The 18,673-nt window shown below is 42.4% G+C and carries 14 protein-coding genes; 2 read left to right on the top strand and 12 right to left on the bottom strand.

Annotated elements, in window-relative coordinates; translation table 11 throughout:
* Nucleotides 1–11 precede the first annotated feature (11 nt).
* From nifE to cra, 12 genes are all read right to left on the bottom strand, one after another.
* Nucleotides 12–1,427, bottom strand: coding sequence for a nitrogenase iron-molybdenum cofactor biosynthesis protein NifE (nifE, locus tag EES38_RS15345; protein WP_124938096.1), 1,416 nt, complete (start codon nucleotides 1,425–1,427; stop codon nucleotides 12–14).
* Nucleotides 1,428–1,688: 261 nt separating this feature from the next.
* A complete protein-coding gene (locus EES38_RS15340) occupies nucleotides 1,689–1,982 on the bottom strand; it encodes a DUF6129 family protein (RefSeq protein WP_124938095.1) in 294 nt (97 codons plus the stop codon).
* 1 nt (nucleotide 1,983) lies between these two features.
* Entirely contained in the window at nucleotides 1,984–2,676 is a 693-nt protein-coding gene (nifX, locus tag EES38_RS15335) for a nitrogen fixation protein NifX (protein WP_124938094.1), read from the bottom strand.
* A 19-nt stretch (nucleotides 2,677–2,695) separates the two neighbouring features.
* The gene (gene nifT / locus EES38_RS15330) at nucleotides 2,696–2,917 is read right to left on the bottom strand and encodes a putative nitrogen fixation protein NifT (RefSeq protein ID WP_124938093.1); all 222 of its coding nucleotides are present in this window, start codon (nucleotides 2,915–2,917) and stop codon (nucleotides 2,696–2,698) included.
* A 66-nt stretch (nucleotides 2,918–2,983) separates the two neighbouring features.
* The gene (gene nifK, locus EES38_RS15325; protein WP_124938092.1) at nucleotides 2,984–4,555 is read right to left on the bottom strand and encodes a nitrogenase molybdenum-iron protein subunit beta; all 1,572 of its coding nucleotides are present in this window, start codon (nucleotides 4,553–4,555) and stop codon (nucleotides 2,984–2,986) included.
* 76 nt (nucleotides 4,556–4,631) lie between these two features.
* Nucleotides 4,632–6,107: a nitrogenase molybdenum-iron protein alpha chain gene (gene nifD, locus EES38_RS15320; protein WP_124938091.1), complete on the bottom strand. Its 1,476-nt coding sequence runs from the start codon at nucleotides 6,105–6,107 to the stop codon at nucleotides 4,632–4,634.
* Between the two features lie 49 nt (nucleotides 6,108–6,156).
* Nucleotides 6,157–7,038 (bottom strand): nitrogenase iron protein, encoded by an 882-nt coding sequence (gene nifH, locus EES38_RS15315; protein WP_124938090.1) that lies wholly within the window; start codon nucleotides 7,036–7,038, stop codon nucleotides 6,157–6,159.
* A gap of 199 nt (nucleotides 7,039–7,237) precedes the next feature.
* A complete protein-coding gene (locus EES38_RS15310) occupies nucleotides 7,238–8,806 on the bottom strand; it encodes a putative bifunctional diguanylate cyclase/phosphodiesterase (protein WP_124938089.1) in 1,569 nt (522 codons plus the stop codon).
* Between the two features lie 54 nt (nucleotides 8,807–8,860).
* On the bottom strand, nucleotides 8,861–10,879 hold the full coding sequence (locus tag EES38_RS15305) for a hybrid sensor histidine kinase/response regulator (protein ID WP_124938088.1): 2,019 nt from the start codon (nucleotides 10,877–10,879) through the stop codon (nucleotides 8,861–8,863).
* 87 nt (nucleotides 10,880–10,966) lie between these two features.
* Nucleotides 10,967–14,008, bottom strand: a complete 3,042-nt coding sequence (locus tag EES38_RS15300) for an AAA family ATPase (RefSeq protein WP_124938087.1) — start codon at nucleotides 14,006–14,008, stop codon at nucleotides 10,967–10,969.
* The gene (locus EES38_RS15295; RefSeq protein ID WP_124938086.1) at nucleotides 14,008–15,156 is read right to left on the bottom strand and encodes an exonuclease SbcCD subunit D; all 1,149 of its coding nucleotides are present in this window, start codon (nucleotides 15,154–15,156) and stop codon (nucleotides 14,008–14,010) included. Before EES38_RS15295 ends, EES38_RS15300 begins: the two co-directional genes overlap by 1 nt.
* An 80-nt stretch (nucleotides 15,157–15,236) precedes the next feature.
* The gene (cra, locus tag EES38_RS15290) at nucleotides 15,237–16,220 is read right to left on the bottom strand and encodes a catabolite repressor/activator (RefSeq protein WP_124938085.1); all 984 of its coding nucleotides are present in this window, start codon (nucleotides 16,218–16,220) and stop codon (nucleotides 15,237–15,239) included.
* A gap of 348 nt (nucleotides 16,221–16,568) precedes the next feature.
* Here cra and fruB point away from each other — a divergent pair, with 348 nt between their 5' ends.
* On the top strand, nucleotides 16,569–17,708 hold the full coding sequence (gene fruB / locus EES38_RS15285) for a fused PTS fructose transporter subunit IIA/HPr protein (RefSeq protein ID WP_124938084.1): 1,140 nt from the start codon (nucleotides 16,569–16,571) through the stop codon (nucleotides 17,706–17,708).
* Between the two features lie 6 nt (nucleotides 17,709–17,714).
* Nucleotides 17,715–18,662, top strand: a complete 948-nt coding sequence (gene pfkB / locus EES38_RS15280; protein ID WP_124938083.1) for a 1-phosphofructokinase — start codon at nucleotides 17,715–17,717, stop codon at nucleotides 18,660–18,662.
* The last annotated feature ends 11 nt before the right edge of the window (nucleotides 18,663–18,673 follow it).

Genomic DNA, 18,673 nt, shown 5'->3' with positions numbered 1-18,673 from the left:
TCCTATCCTAATCAGTTCGCGCTAGCTTGTGTTAAGTCCTGATCCGATTCTGTGATTTCCCATGGAGCATCACTGCGTACCGAATTCCAGATAGGGCTATTGATTGTTCTGCATAGCTCTTCCGCTAACGTGATCATTCCGCGATAGCCTGCATACGCATGTTCACGTTCCTGATTGATGTCTAAGAAAGGTAACCGAGCTTTGAGCGCTGTGTACATGTTGCGACCACCAGCAATCATGACACTTGCGTTATGCTTGTAGTACGTATCAAGTAGTAACCGAGCTCCACCAGTTTCCAGCATCAATGCATCATCACCCATAATATCCATGATGCGCTTTTTGTCTGATTGGGTGGATTTTTTAGTTCCTGTCGCAACAACTTCGATACCCAGTTCTTTGAGTGCTGAAATAACAGACCATGACTTCACGCCACCGGTATAAAGTAGCGCTTTCTTGCCTTCAAGCTGTTTACGATACGGAGCCAATAACTCGCGAGTTTTATTTTCCTCTCGTCGAATAAGCGCTTCAGTTTCTGCAACAAGCTTAGGATCGCCAATTAGGTTAGCAAATGAACGTAGAGCAAATGACGTGTCTTCAATTCCGTAAAAACTGCCTTCAAACCAGGGAACGCCCCATTTTTCTTTAAGCTTACGTGCCACATTGATCTGTGCTCTTGAACACACGACCATGGCAGCATCGGCACGATGCATCGTTTGGATCTGATGAAATTGGGTATCTCCTGCCATACAACACAGCACGCGAAGACCAAGTTCTTCGAATAACGGTGACACATGCCAAAACTCGCCGGCAATGTTGTATTCCCCGATAAGAACAATGTCGTGAACTCGTCTGCTAGGATCATGAGCCATTAACGGCTTTTCAGGAGGCTCAGCAGTACCAACCACTTTTTCTACCATCACATTACCAGCAATTCTGTTTCCAAGGTTTTTGTTGCCATAAAATCCAGCAGCATCGACAGGAATAACAGGAATACCCCACTTCTCCTCGGCAAGTGAACAAATCGCCGCGATATCATTGCCTTCCAAAGCAGGAACACATGTCATGTAGACAAAGACAGCGGGAGGCTGATGCTCATTAATTAATTGCTTAATTGCATGCAGTAGCCTCTTTTCCGCCCTTCCCATGATGACATCTTGTTCATTGAGATCGGTGGTGAAGCCATAACGAAAGAGATTTTTCCCTGTTGCTCGAGTCCCTCTGTTATTCCAACTGTTCCCGGCACATGCTATTGGGCCATGGACAATGTGCCCAACATCGGCAATCGGCAGCAAACTTATCTGAGCACCATCAAAACTACAGCCACCCGCGGTTGCGCCAGGTGTTGGTCTACTGCAGCCTGATTTACTTCCTTTGTTGTGCTCACATGCAGGTTCATCCTGCAGTAATTTTATTTCTGATCTTTTCATAGCGCCTCCAGCACTTGTTCTGCGACAGTTCCGTCTGAACGAACATGTAATTAATTTGCAAGTAACAAGCCATAGATAACTATTTGATTTTTAGTAAATAACAGAATAAACATGACAATATAAATTTCACTTTTGTCGTAAAGACGACAATAAAACACAACAATTAAGACAACAGGCTTTAACCTGAAAAGGGACAATAAAATTGATAAGGGATAAACAATTGGTGGAAAGAGGTTTATGAGTAAAGAAGAAAAAGGCGCTTCACTCTTCGTGAAGCGCAATAACGAGACCCGAGCAACCTTCTACATACTGTGTAAGTGAACTACAACCACTAACACTGTGCGCAGCAAGATGAAGGTCAAAAAAAGAAAAGGTACGGAATGGCTCATGAAAACCAAGATCGTCTTCTGAGCAAAGAGTGAAAACAAGGTTAGGAAATTCTTCTCTAAGTGGAGACAAATCCGTTTCAGATTCGCAATGGTTACGTTCGATCCATTGACCTATTTCTGCGATTTGTTCTTCATTAATCCCGCCAAGTGTAAGAATATCCTGCATATTAACACTCCATTGCACATGAGCCGCATGAATGAACCTTATCCAGTCCCATTGCTTTTCTTAGCCATGGTGGTGGATTCGTGTCCAAAACATCAGAGAGTTCTGTCAAAGCCTGTTTTGCTGACATCGGAGTTGCTTTTTTGATTGGATGTACATTCGCTCTTGTTACCCTCGCAGCTGCAGGGCCTCCAATCGACAACGTAAACAGTATCTGACAGTCACGAATCAGATCGACCATATAAACAGAGCGCTCTTCACCTTTTAGCTGTGTGGTAACCTCACGAACCTCAGCTAATTGGTGCCCTCTGCCATTAACTTCATAAATAAGCACCCTCATACACGAACCATAGTGACCATTAATCATTTCGCCCTGATTAGAGGTGATTGCTACTTTAATTTTTGGCTCTGCTAATGGTTTGATAGCACTCACAGAAGGAACTTCACTATCGCTCGTACCTGGGTTTGTTAGTACCGCCAGTGCGCTAGTCACATCCTTACGAGTCGGACCTTCTCCCAGAGAACTCACCATAACGCGAAACGCTTTCGGTGATAGTCCTATCAGTTTTGCCTCAGAGAGTGGCTCACCTAAATGTTGCACCAACAGACCAAGTAAAGAACTGATATCGATATTGGGTAATAGACGACTTGCTATCGCTACGCGCAATGCCGCTTCATCTGAAATTAATTGTTGCATCTGATTACCTCCCTAATGGCTAGGCCGCCTGAAGCCTTTTGGCTCGAACAGTAATCGGCAATTTGGGCTTTGTATCCATAGGGTCAATGTAATAAATAGCACCACCCGCTAAGTGGACTTCGCCACCCCATTTGTCATCTTCATCGAACTCAAAATGAATGATTTCTTCTTCTAAATCTTTCTTCGCTAAATACAGCGAAAGCTTCCCTAACTCGTTGTATTGAATCATCACGTTAGCCATAGCCTATTCCATCCTTGCAATGTATTGAGAACAACAGGCTGATGCTTGTGCATCAGCCTGAAGAACTTAGCGAACCAAATCAAATCCAAGATCGGTTTTGCCAAGGTCGATTGTGTCGCGATCCAGTTTTTCTAGCACTTCGTTAACAAGTGTTGTCAGAACATACATCGCGCCTTCGTAACCCAATGTAGCGTTACGATGGAGATGGTGGCGGTCAAAAATTGGGAAACCAATTCTCACCAATGGAACTTCAAACTCAGATCCTTTAGCAAGCGTATCGCGTTGGATAAACTTACCGTAAGAGTTACCGATCAATAGATCTGGTTTTTCAGTAAACATTAGAGAGCGTAGATGCCATAAATCTTTACCAACAAGAACTTGAGCGTCTTTACCATATGGAGTTTCAGCAAGCTGAGCTTCCATCTGTTTTCTCCAACGTTTAGTTGCATTGTGGCAAAGTACATGTTTGATATCACAACCAAGCTCAGTCAAGAACTTACACATACCGAACAAGTAATCAGGGTCTCCGTATAGAGAAACTGAAACACCGTGTAGCCATGTGTGAGAGTCAGTCATCATATCAACCAAGCGACCACGTTCTTTCGTAATCGACTCAGGGATTGGCTTTCCGGTTAACTCAGAGACTTTCATGACAAAGTCATCTGTCCATTCAAGACCCATTGGAGGGTTCATTTTAGGAACCTCTTGATTCCATGTGCCTTCGATGAACTTTTTGGTCTTAGTCAACTGAGACTCTTGTAGTAACAGAGTCGCTTTCGCGTTTGGCGCGTCTTTGACTTCAGCGATAGTAGTACCACCTGAATACATGCGGTATTCACCATCTGCTGGCGTATCAAGGACTTCTGATGGGTCAGATAACATTGTGTATTCCACACCCATTTCATCCATCAAACGTTTGATTGCTCGATAGTTGCCAAGGTAAGTTTCGAATCCAGGGACAATGTTAATTTTACCATTGCTACCTGCTTCTTTGCCTTCCATTGACTGAGCAGTAAAGTACTTAAGAATGCCTTCCATCATGTTGTCATAACCCGTTGTGTGGCTACCCACGAAACTAGGTGTATGTGCAAATGGAGTTGGAACATCTTTTGGTAAATGACCTTTTTCTTTCGCGTTACCAATGAACGCGTTTAAGTCATCACCAATTACCTCTGCCATACAGGTTGTAGAAACAGAGATGATTTCAGGTTTGTACAATGCATATGCGTTTTCCAAACCATTAAACATATTGTCCTGACCACCGAATACTGCCGCATCTTCTGTCATAGAGTCAGAAACACATGCTACTGGCTCTTTGAAGTGACGGTTAAAGTAAGTTCTGAAGTAAGCAACACAACCTTGAGATCCATGCACATAAGGCAGTGTTTTTTCAAAACCTAAAGAACATAATACCGCGCCTAAAGGTTGGCATGCTTTCGCTGGGTCAATAGTGATATGTTTACGAGCGAAATTAAGCTCTTTGTACTCTTCTGTTGTAGTCCATTCAAAAGTTTCTTTGACTTTGGCTTCTTCAACAGCATTTTCAAACGTATCACGCTTATTTTTCATAAGCCCTTGATACTCTGGTTGCTGGAACAACTTATATCCAGTCTTAATATCTTCAACTTTTTGAGTCATGAGTCTTCTCCTGCCGTGCCACTAATCTGTGAACGCCGGCTCGGTTAAATTAATTGGAAATCCTTTCCAACTCACATTATGCAGATTGAGCAATTGCTTCATCTTCAGACTGTTGAGCTAACCAAGGTGCTTTCATGTTTTTCCAAACAGGGTTATTAATGGTCATATCCATATCGCGTGCGAAAATCGCAAAACCATCAACACCATGGTATGGACCAGAGTAGTCCCAGCTGTGCATTTGACGGAATGGGAAACCCATTTTCTGGAATACGTATTTTTCTTTAACACCAGAACCAATAAGGTCAGGGTTAAGACGTTTAACAAACTCTTCCAACTCATATGCGCTAGCATCATCGAATAGCACAGTTGAGTCTTTCACATCTGGAGTCGTCTTAACGTAGTCATCGTTGTGAGCAAATTCATAACCAGCACCAACGATTTCCATGCCAAGATCTTCGTACGCACCAATGATGTGACGAGGACGCAGACCACCGACATAAAGCATGACGCTCTTACCTTCCAAACGAGGACGGTATTTTTCGATAACCTGATCCCATTGCTCTTTGTAACGAGCGATGACTTCTTCAGTTTGTTTTTGGATTTTTTCATCGAAGTAAGATGCAATTTTACGCATAGATTCTTCGATTTTAGTTGGACCAAACAAGTTGTATTCAACCCAAGGGATACCATGTTTTTCTTCCATGAAACGCACGATATAGTTCATTGAACGGTAGCAGTGAACCAGGTTCAATTTCACTTTAGGTGTGTTTTCCATTTCAGGAAGCGTACCATCGCCAGACCATTGAGCAACAACTCGTAAACCCATGTCTTCTAGAATGATACGTGAAGACCATGCATCACCACCGATGTTATAGTCACCAATGATAGCTACGTCGTAGTCAGTTGTTTCGAAAGCAGGATTGTCTTCATTCCCTTCCAACACATAGTCACGGATAGTATCGTTTGCGATATGGTGACCAAGAGACTGAGATACACCACGGAAACCTTCACAACGTACAGGAACGATTTTCTTACCGATCTCTTTGCCTTTCATACGGGCTACAGCTTCGATATCGTCACCAATCAAACCAACAGGACATTCAGACTGAACTGAAATACCTTTTGATAGTGGGAACAACTGTTCGATTTCATCGATAGCTGCCGAAAGTTTTTTATCCCCACCGAATACGATATCCCGTTCTTGGAAGTCAGTAGTGAAGTTCAGTGTACCGAAAGCATTCACACCTGTTGTACCAGTGTAGTAGTTACGGCGTCCGGCACGTGAGTACTGACCACAGCCTACAGGACCATGTGAAATATGGATCATATCTTTAACAGGACCCCAAACCACACCTTTTGAACCCGCGTAAGCACAACCACGGATAGTCATGACACCTGGTAACGATTTACGGTTGGAGACAATGCATTTTGCACTGTCTTCACTGCTATCGTTCACTGTCATGTGTTTTGCGCGATCTTTTTTCGCGGCTTCTGGATAAACCTCAAGCACTTCATCAATCATTGCTTGGGCTTGTTCTTTACTCATCGACATATTCATTTCCTCATATGCGAGTTCTAAGAGAAGCTTTACACAAGCCTACTTAAGCAACAGTTTCTTCTGCAGCGGTTTTACCAATGATTGATTCGTCTTCTGCATCCATGATACCGAATTCCATTAATAGGTCTTCTAGCTCATCCATTGTTGCTGGAGTTGGGATAACGAATTTTTGGTTATTGATAACTTTTTGTGCAAGTGCACGGTACTCATCAGCTTGATTACAAGTAGGATCATACTCGATTACAGTCATACGACGAATTTCAGCACGTTGTACAATGTTGTCACGAGGAACAAAGTGAATCATCTGAGTGCCAAGTTTTGCAGCAAGAGCTTCAATTAACTCATCTTCACGGTCAGTGTTACGAGAGTTACAGATTAGACCTGCAAGACGTACAGAACCTGAAGTCGCATATTTACAGATACCTTTAGAAATGTTGTTAGCAGCGTACATCGCCATCATTTCACCAGAACATACGATGTAGATTTCTTGTGCTTTGTTTTCACGAATAGGCATCGCGAAACCACCACACACAACGTCACCAAGTACGTCATAGAATACGAAATCAAGATCTTCTTCGTAAGCACCTTCTTCTTCAAGGAAGTTGATTGCTGTGATAACACCACGGCCAGCACAACCTACGCCTGGCTCTGGACCACCTGATTCAACACAGTGAACATCGCCATAGCCAATTTTCATTACATCTTCTAGTTCGATATCTTCAACTGAACCCGCTTCAGCCGCAGCTTCCATGATAGTGTTCTGAGCTTTTGAGTGAAGAATAAGACGAGTTGAATCCGCTTTAGGGTCACAACCGATGATCATGATTTTTTTACCAGCTTCAGCAAGTGCTGCAACCAGGTTTTGCGTTGTGGTAGACTTACCGATACCACCTTTTCCGTAAATTGCACATTGACGAATTGCCATATTGGTTCCCTCCATAGGATGTTAAAAAAACAATTCCCTTTACAGAGTGCGAAATTTAAGCCAACTTGGCACGAGAAATAAAAATCAATAAAAACATAATGTTATGGGCAACAAAAAACACAACGAACAATGACAATTTGTTCATTGTCCGTTTTTATACAAACATTGTTGTTTGGTTTTTGTAGCAAAAGGCAGGAATTTATTGTTTGTATTTGTCGATGACAGAATTCAAATCAATTGGACGGGAATATAAATATCCCTGATGACGGGTTGCACCTAGCTCGATAAGCCGATTCTTAATCGCTTCGGTTTCAACACCCTCAGCAACAACAGAGCAGTTCAAGTCATTAGCAAGGTTAAGCACGTGGCTAATGATGGGTAGATTAGAATCGTTAGAGTCGAAATGCTGGATAAACGATCGATCGATTTTTATCTCATCGATTGGTAACTCTCGTAAAATAACCAACGATGAAAAGCCAGTCCCGAAATCGTCGACACTGAAAGAGAATCCCATTTCATTTATCGACTTCATCACCGCACGCGCTTTAGCGATATCCTCTACCATGTCGTGTTCGGTAATTTCAAATGTCATGTCATTAGGATTTAAACGCTTAGAATCAATCAATTCAGACAATATGTTCGAGATCGCATCGGTCTGAATGTCTTTCGCCGACAAATTTACGTGCAGTTGTCCGGTAAAACCAGCTTCACGCAACGTAATTAGATTTCGAGCGGCTTCTTTAATCACCCATTCGGAAATTAAATTAATCAGCGCACTTTTCTCAGCGAGAGGCAGAAACTGATCTGGCATGATAAAAGACCCGTCTGCTTGCGGCCAACGCAATAGCGCTTCCAATGCGACTAAGGAATCACTCGAAGCATCGATAATCGGTTGAAAATATAATTGAAATTCATCGTTGTGAATTGCGGTGGTTAGGCGCTGTGACAGTTTTAACTTTTCATATGAGGCATGCCCGAGTGCCTCGTGATAAAAAGTGTAGCTTTTGTCGTTCTTTTTCGAGTAATACATCGCTAAATCAGACTGCTTTAGCAGACTAAAAACCTCATCGCAGTCTTTGGGATATTTTGCCATACCAATACTTGCCGAGGTATTCATTGAATAGGTTAGAATAGCGACAGGCTCTTTGAAGGATTGGTGGATAGTATCAACGATAGAGAGCAGTTCAGAATCATCTGTCGTATCGACGATGATGGCAAATTCATCACCACCTAAGCGGAACATCTGCCCATTATCAGGAACACAAGACAAGATACGTTTTGCAACGGAAACAAGAAAGCGGTCTCCCATATAATGGCCTAGACCGTCATTGATCTGTTTGAAATTATTTAAATCAATCAGAAATAGCGTAAACACTTTGTCCGCTCGATCTTCAAGAGACTGGAAAAGATGTTTACGGTTGGGCAGACCCGTCAATGAATCGTGAAAGCCTTTATAGCGTTCTTCCTGGGCAATCTTATTCAATTTGAGTAAGGCATTTAATGAGAAGGGAATGACCAGAGCGACAAAAATAGCGCCACCGAACAGTACAGCCGACAAAACAATAAATGTCGGGTTTATGACAGACGACAATGACATCTGCACAAATAAAAATACATACCCAAGAATGAAGAGAGAAATTAATCCAACAAGAATGCGCCATCCAACGGATTTATCCAATTGGCAAATTTTTTGTGCAGGAAGCAGACTACGCGCCAGCAGCACAACGCCCATAGCCACGGACGATAATAATATTAACTTAAGAATCATAATGTTACTGCCACTACCTACTAACTTAACATATTGTCATTTTTATTATGTCCGCTAAAGCCATCTATCTAGCATTGCGATAATTTGTTTTTTATTTGCGGGTTTCACCAACATATCATCCATTCCAGCCGAATACGCCTGCTGAATAATGTCTGTCGAGGATTCGCCCGTATAGCCTAAAATAACAACATCTTTATAATGTGCCAATGTATTTCTCAGTGTTCGGATCAGCTCAACTCCAGTGATCCCGGGAATGTTCATATCAAGCATAATCAAATCAACTGACTGGTTATTAAGGTAATGTAAGGCCTGATTTGCATCTTGAATGGTGTGTACGCTAAACCCCGCCTGACGCAATATAATCTCAGTTATAGAACTAACTGACACATTGTCTTCGACTAACAAGATATTCTTTTTATTACGTCGACGATGTTTTTGTTCCTCCAATAGCTGACTAACGACATACTGACCTCTTTTCTGCCATTCAGGATAGCTAATCACGTAGCTTTCCTTTTTCTTACCAATCGCTAAATTACGCTGGTTTTCATCTGGAGATATTAAGCACTTAAGCACCTGGTCTCTTTCTGCGCACCGCGTAAAATCTATCCAATCTGTCATTTGGTATTGGATATTGCCGCTGTTCACAAATACTGCATCGTAGCGAGTCAAGTCTAGTAGTGTCGCTCGATGTAGTGAGACTCCCTCAAGTGTAAAAGGGATTGAATCTGTCCATGAAGCTAGTGCATCGAAGTGTTCATCTTTCTCCCCTACATAGAGAATAACGGGTTCTTTGGCATTGGTTCTATTGTTGTGTTCAATCTGATTAAGCACTTTGGAATCTGGAAAGGTCAGTTGAAACTCAGTCCATTGCCCTTTCAAAGAACGACAATCTATCGAGCCATCAAACGATGTCATGACACGACGACAAAAAGCCAGTCCCAAACCAACCCCATCTTTCTTCCCAAACGTATTGTATTCATCAAATACTCTAGTCACCCGATTTCGCTCAATTCCAGATCCATCATCCTTGATAAGCACACAAGGTTTATTAGCTTGTTTAAAAACACGAATCGAAATATTTACAGTTTTACGGTTCTGACATTGGAACGCATTTTTAATCAGGTTGAACAATGTGTACTTAAGAAGAATATCACTACCGAAAAAATACAGGTCTTCAGTGACTTCAATCGATACTTGATTCCGTTGGCTTTGATGAGTGTACGCGAAGGAATCAACCGCGTTTGTAATGACGTCGTTAAGAGAATAGATGGCGAATTTATCTCGGCTGAACCTTCCTTTTCCAACAGACGACAATATGTAATCAATGGCATCATTTGCTGAAGACAATGTTTTGTCTGACTGATCGAGAATTTTAAGCATATCGTCAATATCGGTGCTGTTAATTCGAATCTCATTTTCATGAGCCAACGACCGATGTGCTCTGAGAAAGGAGTGTACAGCGTCAATAGATGACTGCAGAATCGACATCGGATTTCTCATTTCATGTGCAATCGATGCTCCTGAAGACTGTGCAGCAGAAATCTTGGATTCGTAGCTGGAACGATGATAAGAAAAAAATGCTAGACCATAAATATAGGAAAACAGGATGATGGGTAAATAGGCTAAATGGAGTAGTTCATGTGGCGTATAGCCCAGTTGCCAAAACGTAGCCGCGTATGCCAGAGGTATAGCAACAAGCAATTGAATGATCACGAGTCGAATACTTTGAACCAACAGTATATGAAGAAAGATACTGGCGATAAAACTCATTGCCCAAAGATCAATCCAACTATTCATTAAAACCATATAGTAGAAAGTAAAGGGCAAGCTGAATCCAACAACAACGTAATAATATACGGGCAAGATACGGCTAATATTTGCAGGTAGAAAATGCCTTATGATCAATACCATGTACATAGCCGCACATAACACTCTAAGGGCCAGTGATTCGTAATTGAGTAAAAAGACTTTCTCCCAAACGAAAAAATACCCCAGATACCCAACCGCTCCCATCCATCCAATCGCAGTCAGGTTTGGTTCAACAGATTGATACAATCGCTTTATGTCGTCCATGCCTGTTTATTAAAAATCACATACTTATATAGATTCAGACCGAAAATACACTGGTTCTGATATCAAGCAATGATCTAAAACAAACGGCTAATTAATTATGCGAATTCGACTACCAACCGTTGACGGAATCACGTCAATTCTGCAAGAAATTTGCTCTTTCAGCTCATTAACGTGAGAAATGATGCCAATTGTTCTACCGCTTCTCTGAAGCTCCAATAGTACCTGTAATGCCAGATCAAGAGCTTCAGTATCTAGGCTACCAAAACCTTCATCAATAAATAACGTATCGAGTCGAATACCTCCACTGTAAGATTGAACCACATCCGACAAACCAAGAGCCAAAGCTAACGCCGCCATGAAAGATTCTCCCCCAGAAAGCGTAGCCACATCTCGACTTTTCCCGGAATAGCTGTCTTCGACAACTAACTCTAACCCCGAACTTGCATTTCCTTTACTACGGTCGGTTTTACGATAGAGATTGTATCGTCCCTGACTCATATGACGCAGCCTATGTGAGGCTTGGATCAATATGTCATCGAGTAAAACCCCGAGGACGAAACGGTGCAGACTGATTCTTGATCCATTTTTACCGCTGGCAACATCACTTAACGTTCCATAAACAGAATACTGCTGTTCTAATTCAACATTTTTCTTTCGAATAACAACAATGCCTTCTTTTACTTTGGATAAGCGTGACTGATCGGCATTCAATGTCATTACGACCTGGTTCACCTGTTCCAATTCAGCCTGCTTCGCATTCAATAAGGATGTCCAGTACTCTATTTGTGGTTCATCTTTACCACTTAACTCAGCTTGTAAATTGCTTAGCGTCGTTGTCAGGGTCAGTGTTTTATCATCAAACCCTTTGATATCAACTTCGAGAGTCTGAATGTCAGCATGCTCTCTTTTTGCCTTGATGAACTCTTCTGTCGATTCAAACTCACTCGCTCTCAAAACACTGACCCAGTGTTCATGCAACTGAACCTGTTCGGTTTCCGACTGAATAAGCTGCTCAGTCAATTTATCTAATTGAGCTTTTAAAACAGAACATCGAGTTTCAGCCTCTTCTCTTTGCTTCTGCGTTTGCACATCACGCTGCTCAAATTGACTGATTTGACTCTCTAAGCGTCGGATATTGTCATCAATCTCCGTTATTGTGCCCGCTTGGTTCTCTTCTTTCTTATAGGCTTCTATCTGCCCTTCAAGCAATGTCGTTTCATGCCTAATCGTTTCGAGTTGTTGCTCCAACTGAGTCTGCTCTCGGGCACCGTTGTCGATCCGACTTTGTATATGCTGCGTTTTCTCTTCCAATGGTTTGAGGTCAATCCCCTCAATCTCTGCAACGTCTTTTTCCACTATGGAAATACGTTTATCTATATCGCCCTCATCCAAATCAGAAGGCATTTTCTCTAACTTAGCAATTACGGCATGATAACTGTCTTTCGCATTGATAAGCTCTGTATCAAGTGACGCTAGCTTATTACCAACTTTTGACCATTCCTCTTTCTTTTGTTGCCATAACCTCCTGGCCTTATCAACGTCGGCTTTACCAATTAAGTCACCAGTGAATTTGGCTAATGCTGGATGGTCAACGCTTCCACAAACGGGACAGGCCTGTCCGACTTCAAGTCTCGCTGCAAGCTCTGCGGCTTGGTTGGAAACCCAACTCAATTCCAATCGTAGAGCATTGTTTTCTAGCGATTGGCTTTCGATTTGGAGTGAGTGTTGAACTGCTCGCTGCTGCTCAATTTCTCTCGTCAATTTGGTTATCATTGTTTGCAGCTTATCTCGCTCAATCAATGATAACTTGATATCACTTAAGTACTGAAGTTCCTGCTTAACGATAGGTAATGTATCTCGCCTTTTGCTCAACAACAGCTTTTGTTCATCAGTCTCTTTTAGCTCTTGTGCTAATTCATCCAGCTTTTTCTGAAACTTTTGATTTCGACCTTCGAGTGAAACCAACTCTGCCGCTTTTGTCTCGAGCTTTTGAACTAACTGGTTTGTTTGTATCCATTGCTCTCTGCGTGACTTCAATTGATAAAGCTCGTCTCGCCATAGAGGCAATTGTCCACGTATAGCTTCCAGCTCAAACAAGGTGGACTTGAGTTGACTGAGTTGAGTCGTTGCAGCGTCTAAATTCTGCGTTACCTGAACCTGGTCCTTTTTAGTCTGGTCTATACGCTGAGTGATTGAGGTGAGATTATGGTAATCTTGGACAATCCAACTGGCTTTTTTCGCAAGGGATAGTTCTTGTCTCTTATAATCTATTGTTGAACCAGAGGCCTTGTGCTCAATCAATTGTGACTCAGTGGCTTTTAATTTATGAAAGCGGTCCTTCAACAGAGTGGCAGCCTGAACATCCGACTTAATCTGCTCATACTCCGATCTTTTCGTTTTTAATATCTCGGCTTGAGATGCCAGCTCAGAATCAACTTCCGTTTGCCGTGCCAATAATTCTTCTTCATCACTCACTCCAGCAACATCTAATTGACCCGAGATTTGTTGATCTAATTCCACTTTATGCTTACGAATGCCAGAAGCTTTATCAGCCAATACCTGCTCTATGTCTAAGTAGGTATGCGTTTCAAATAGCTGACCCAGTATTTGCTCACGATCTTTGGATGAGGCTAGCAGCAGCTCTCGAAACTGTCCTTGTGGAATCACCATAACCTGTCGAAACTGCTTCACGGTTAAACCAATGCGACTGTGAATTTCTTTTTGAATTTCGGCGGGCTTATTCGAGATCAGCTTTTCTTCATTATCAACTAACTCATAAAATGTCGCTTTATGCGTTTGTTTGGTATAACCATCCCCCCTTTTTTTAGGCAACATTTGCTCTGGAGAACGCTGGATAAGATAGCGCTTTTCACCCAATTCAAATTCGAAACTTACGGACGTAACGTCTTCTTTGTTGGCAAAGTCACAACGCATTTGATCGCCACTTCGTTCACTACCAGTCGTTTCATTAAATAGCGCAAAACAAATCGCATCTAAAAGAGAGCTCTTACCTGCTCCTGTGGGGCCATTAATCAGGAAGAAAGGAGACGAGCCTAAAGAAGCGAAGTCAATTTTTTCATGTGTTGCGAAAGGACCAAAAGCATGGATATCTAAACAAATTGGCTTCATTACGCTTTTGTCTCCTCATTTCGACCAAGATCTTCAATCACAGTCTTAACAACTTGGCGCTGCTCATCTGAGAGCTCCTCGCCTTGGATTTGACTGAAAAAATCGGCAAACATATCCATTTCATTGTGCGCAGCGTTCGGTTTAGTTAAAGGTGCATCAAGCTCTCTTAGCATCCCAGGCTTTTCAAGGTGAAGTACGTTCGGATATACAGAACGCAATTTTTCCATTGGTTCTAATATCGCATGGCTATCGAGTAGTCTGACCATGATGTAATCCTGAGCATTGGCATCAGTCATCCCCGTCTGGATAATGTCGTCCAAGTAGCCTTCAATCACTCGGACATCATGTGAAGATGTCAGCGGTAATTTGGTTAATTGAGCGGGTTCTCCTGCTTTTAATTCAACCAGTGTGACACTCTTGTTCTGATGCTGCTCAGAGAAGCTGTATTTCAGAAGAGAACCAGAATAACGAATCGTCTCGATACCACGGAATTGAGGTTGGTGAAGATGACCCAACGCAACATAATCAAACCCAGTTAGATGCTGAAAGTTTACCCGATCAGCACCACCAATAGACAGTGGTCGCTCTGAGTCACTCTCATCCGCCCCATCCACGAAGCAATGAGCAATTAGTACATTGTTCTCCCCTGTTGATATAGCTTCACGGAGCTGTTCACCCAAAAAAGAATAGATGTCATCGTGAGTTTTAAAGGGATGATTTAGTTTGTCGCGAGCAGTTTCAGGATCCAGATAAGGGATACCATAAAAGCAAGTGGTTTCACCTGCTTCATCGGTTATTCTTACTGGGGCGTTGAAATCTTGTGCAGAGGACAAAATATGCAAGCCAGATGCTTCCATCTGATTAGATGCGAATCCTAGACGCACAGCACTATCATGATTACCAGGAATACAAATCAAAGGAATACCACATTCGCCACATATACTCTGAACCGTTTCATTTAACAATTCTATTGCCGATGTTGGCGGGACCGCACGATCATAAATATCCCCAGCAATGACTAACGCATCGACTTTTTCCGTTTTGATGTAGTTGATTAACTGTGACAAAACTTGTCGCTGATCGTCGACAAGAGAAATGTTGTGGAACTGACGCCCTAAATGCCAGTCAGAGGTATGGATAAACTTCATGATATGCCTGAATAAATGTTCTCTAGGCATATCATACTGAAGTATTGTTTTTTTCTAAACAGCTTAACTTAGATGGTTGGCTATTTTGCTCTAACTTTAAGCTTTCTTGGTATCAGTTCAATCCCAGGCTGGTAGCGCTTTGCCGACGCATTAAGTGCAATCTCCAGTGCACTATCAGCAATTAACTCAAATTGTTGTGGTAAAGAATTGATTTTCATTGGCAAGAAATCAAGTAAACGATTATCACCAAATGTCGCCAATCGGATTTCAGTCATCAGTTCAGGACGTTCTGATAACACATCCAAAATACCTTCAAGTAAGGTAAATGACGTGGTGACAATAGCGTCAGGTAAACAATTAAGACGAATCCAATCAAGAAAAATTTGTTTCCCTTCTTCACGATTAAATTGACGTCCGTAGCCAATCAACATCTGACGTTTCTGCTGCTTTACCGCGTCCTCAAATCCGAGTTGACGATCTTTCGAAATACTTAAGTTTGGTAGTGCTCCAATCAACCCCACTGTCTTAACATCTTTTTGAATAACCGATTCAGTGAGATCTTTTGCTGCGCCAAAATCTTCACTCACAACACAGGAAAAATATTCGTCGTCCATCGGGCGGTCAATCGCGATAACGGGTGTGCCGGACTGCTGAATCTCAGTGTAATATTCACTGGCTTCCGGAATAGAACTCGCGACGAAAAGCGCATCAATACGTCGGGAAATCAGTGTTCTAACAACTGACCTTTCCGTTTCCGCGTCATCATCCGAACAAGCGATGAGGATCTGATAGCCGGCTTGGCGAGAGTTTTGCTCCAGCAACTTAGATAACTTTGCGTAACTGGTGTTTTCCAGATCTGGAATAATCAAACCAAACGAACGACTGTTCCCAGCACGTAACGCAGACGCCGCATGGTCTGGGCGATAATTATGCTGTTCAACAACGGCCATGACCTTCTGCTGTGTCCGCTCACTAATACGATACTTTTGAGCCTTACCATTTATTACATAACTTGCGGTAGTCTTTGATACACCTGCAAGCTTAGCAACTTCATCTAAAGTCATATATCCCACTCTTTAAACGTGCGGTGGATCATAGAATTAATCTTTTGATCCTCAATCTTATTGCATTATACGCTGAACCGATTCAGTATTGAAGCTGAAAGGATTCAGCAAAATCAAAAAATGATAGCGAAATCGAGTTTTATATACTAAGTATTAATGGACTCAATAATTAAGCGTCAAGTTTCGGGTTTTGCTGAATTTTTTGAAGTAAAGCTGAACCGATTCAGCATAGATCAAGCGGAGAGAAATCTCCATCACTCATTTGAAGTTCCATAAAGATAAAATAGAGAGCTGGAGTGATTGATCTGGTTTTAAATTTTTGCCAACAAGGCATATAGGGGCTACAAAATGCTACAACTCAATCCAAGTAACATCCAACTGGGCCAAGCTCATTCAAATAAACTGGATGCTATCCGTTCAATTGCTGCCGATCTAGCAACAAAAGGCTTAGTCGACGCTGGCTATGTTGAAGGTATGCTAAACCGTGAACAACAAAACTCGACGTTTTTAGGTAACGGTATTGCTATCCCTCACGGAACAACCGATACACGCTCTCTTGTTAAAGAAACAGGTGTTGCTGTTCATCACTTCGCGGAAGGCGTTGACTGGGGCGACGGCAACACAGTGTATGTTGCTATTGGCATTGCGGCTAAGTCTGATGAACATTTAGGTATCCTAAAACAATTAACAAAAGTGCTTTCAGCCGATGGCGTCGAAGACAAGCTAAAAACAGCTAAGTCTGCTGATGACATCATTGGTTTGTTGAATGGCGAAGTTCAGTTCGATGCTGATTTCGATGAATCAACAATTCAAACCCAATTCCCAGCAACTGGCTTTGTTCAGCTATCTGCAGTTGCGGGCGGTCTCTTGAAGAACAAAGGCTGTGTTGAAAACGACTTCGTTTCAGACCTCGTTACAAAACAAGCGACTCACCTAGGCAAAGGTCTATGGTTAGTGAGCAGTGACAAGGCGGTAAAACGCACAGGTTTATCATTCGTATCTGCAACCGATGCTTTTGATGTCGATGGACAACCGGTAAAAGCACTTGTTGCTGTAGCAGCCTGTAACGGTTCTCACCAACCTCTATTAGCAAAACTAACTGATCTTGTATTTAAGCAACAGCATGACAGTTTGGCTAACGCTGCCGATGCGAAACAAGTGTTAGTTAAATTCGGGCTAGCAGAAGAAGCAGTTGCCGAAGGTGAAGCTGCTGAAAACACGGCGGTATTTACAATCAAAAACCCACACGGTCTTCATGCTCGTCCGGGCGCTATGTTGGTAGCAGAAGCGAAAAAATTCGAATGTAGTATCAAAGTTACAAACCTTGATGGTGATGGAAAATCAGTAAACGCGAAAAGTCTGATGAAAGTCATCGCCCTGGGCGTTAAATGTGGTCATAAACTTCAATTTACTGCTGACGGTGCAGATGCACAACAAGCATTGGCTGCGCTAGGTGCCGCTATCGAATCTGGTCTAGGTGAAGGTTAAGTTATTATGACTAAGAAAGTAGTAACCATTACCCTCAACCCAGCACTTGATCTAACTGGCGCTATTGAAACACTCAATGTGGGTTCAGTTAGTCTGGTAAGTGAATCAGACCTCCATGCTGCCGGTAAAGGTGTCAATGTCGCTAAGGTATTGAGTGATCTCGGTGCAGAAGTGACCGTGACAGGATTTTTGGGTAAAGATAATCAAGAACCATTTTGTCAGTTATTCGACGAGATGAACGCGAAAGATGAATTTGTTCGTGTTAATGGCGCAACCCGTATCAACGTGAAATTGGTTGAAGAAAACGGCGAAGTCAGTGATATCAACTTCCCTGGCGTTACCGTAACCCCAATAGAAATCGAACAATTTGAACGAACTCTAGAGCGTCTTGCTAAAGACCATGAGTACTTCGTGATGGCGGGAAGTTTGCCTAAAGGTGTATCGCCATCTCTTTGCGCATCTTGGATCGAAAAGCTCCATGAATTGGGTAAAAAAGTCATGTTCGATAGTAGTCGTGATGCGCTTACTGCAGGGCTTGATGCCAAACCTTGGCTAATTAAACCTAACGACGAAGAGTTGTCATACTTCGTTGGTAAAGAACTTAGCACTATTGATGAGTGCAAAGCAGCTGCTGCAACGCTTGCGTCAAAGAACATCGATAATATCGTTGTGTCTATGGGTGCAAATGGTGTGATGTGGCTTAACAACAACGAGTGGCTACGTGCTCAACCACCTCGCATGCAAGTCGTGAGTACGGTTGGCGCAGGAGACACTCTTGTGGCAGGTCTTTGCTGGGGACACATGCAAGAAATGCCGAAAGAGGAATTACTTACCTTTGCAACCGCTTTATCAGCTCTCGCTGTAACACAAGTCGGTGTAGGTATGTCTGACGCTAAGGAATTAGCAACCCTACAACAACAAGTCCAATTACATAGCTCTGAAGCTAGTAACTAGAACAAAAGGTC

The sequence above is a fragment of the Vibrio viridaestus genome, assembly GCF_003856525.1.
Classification (GTDB): Bacteria; Pseudomonadota; Gammaproteobacteria; order Enterobacterales; family Vibrionaceae; genus Vibrio; species Vibrio viridaestus.
The sequence above is the reverse complement of the archived record's forward strand: the minus strand, read 5'-3'. Positions and strand labels throughout refer to the sequence as shown.

What these genes read in the sequence shown, in the direction of transcription:
- EES38_RS15295 (WP_124938086.1), bottom strand. Translation starts at nt 15,156, where the DNA reads ATGAAGTTTATCCATACCTCTGACTGGCATTTAGGGCGTCAGTTCCAC.
- EES38_RS15300 (WP_124938087.1), bottom strand. Translation starts at nt 14,008, where the DNA reads ATGAAGCCAATTTGTTTAGATATCCATGCTTTTGGTCCTTTCGCAACA.
- nifE (WP_124938096.1), bottom strand. Translation starts at nt 1,427, where the DNA reads ATGAAAAGATCAGAAATAAAATTACTGCAGGATGAACCTGCATGTGAG.
- nifX (WP_124938094.1), bottom strand. Translation starts at nt 2,676, where the DNA reads ATGCAACAATTAATTTCAGATGAAGCGGCATTGCGCGTAGCGATAGCA.
- EES38_RS15310 (WP_124938089.1), bottom strand. Translation starts at nt 8,806, where the DNA reads ATGATTCTTAAGTTAATATTATTATCGTCCGTGGCTATGGGCGTTGTG.
- nifT (WP_124938093.1), bottom strand. Translation starts at nt 2,917, where the DNA reads ATGGCTAACGTGATGATTCAATACAACGAGTTAGGGAAGCTTTCGCTG.
- cra (WP_124938085.1), bottom strand. Translation starts at nt 16,220, where the DNA reads ATGACTTTAGATGAAGTTGCTAAGCTTGCAGGTGTATCAAAGACTACC.
- fruB (WP_124938084.1), top strand. Translation starts at nt 16,569, where the DNA reads ATGCTACAACTCAATCCAAGTAACATCCAACTGGGCCAAGCTCATTCA.
- EES38_RS15340 (WP_124938095.1), bottom strand. Translation starts at nt 1,982, where the DNA reads ATGCAGGATATTCTTACACTTGGCGGGATTAATGAAGAACAAATCGCA.
- pfkB (WP_124938083.1), top strand. Translation starts at nt 17,715, where the DNA reads ATGACTAAGAAAGTAGTAACCATTACCCTCAACCCAGCACTTGATCTA.
- EES38_RS15305 (WP_124938088.1), bottom strand. Translation starts at nt 10,879, where the DNA reads ATGGACGACATAAAGCGATTGTATCAATCTGTTGAACCAAACCTGACT.
- nifH (WP_124938090.1), bottom strand. Translation starts at nt 7,038, where the DNA reads ATGGCAATTCGTCAATGTGCAATTTACGGAAAAGGTGGTATCGGTAAG.
- nifK (WP_124938092.1), bottom strand. Translation starts at nt 4,555, where the DNA reads ATGACTCAAAAAGTTGAAGATATTAAGACTGGATATAAGTTGTTCCAG.
- nifD (WP_124938091.1), bottom strand. Translation starts at nt 6,107, where the DNA reads ATGTCGATGAGTAAAGAACAAGCCCAAGCAATGATTGATGAAGTGCTT.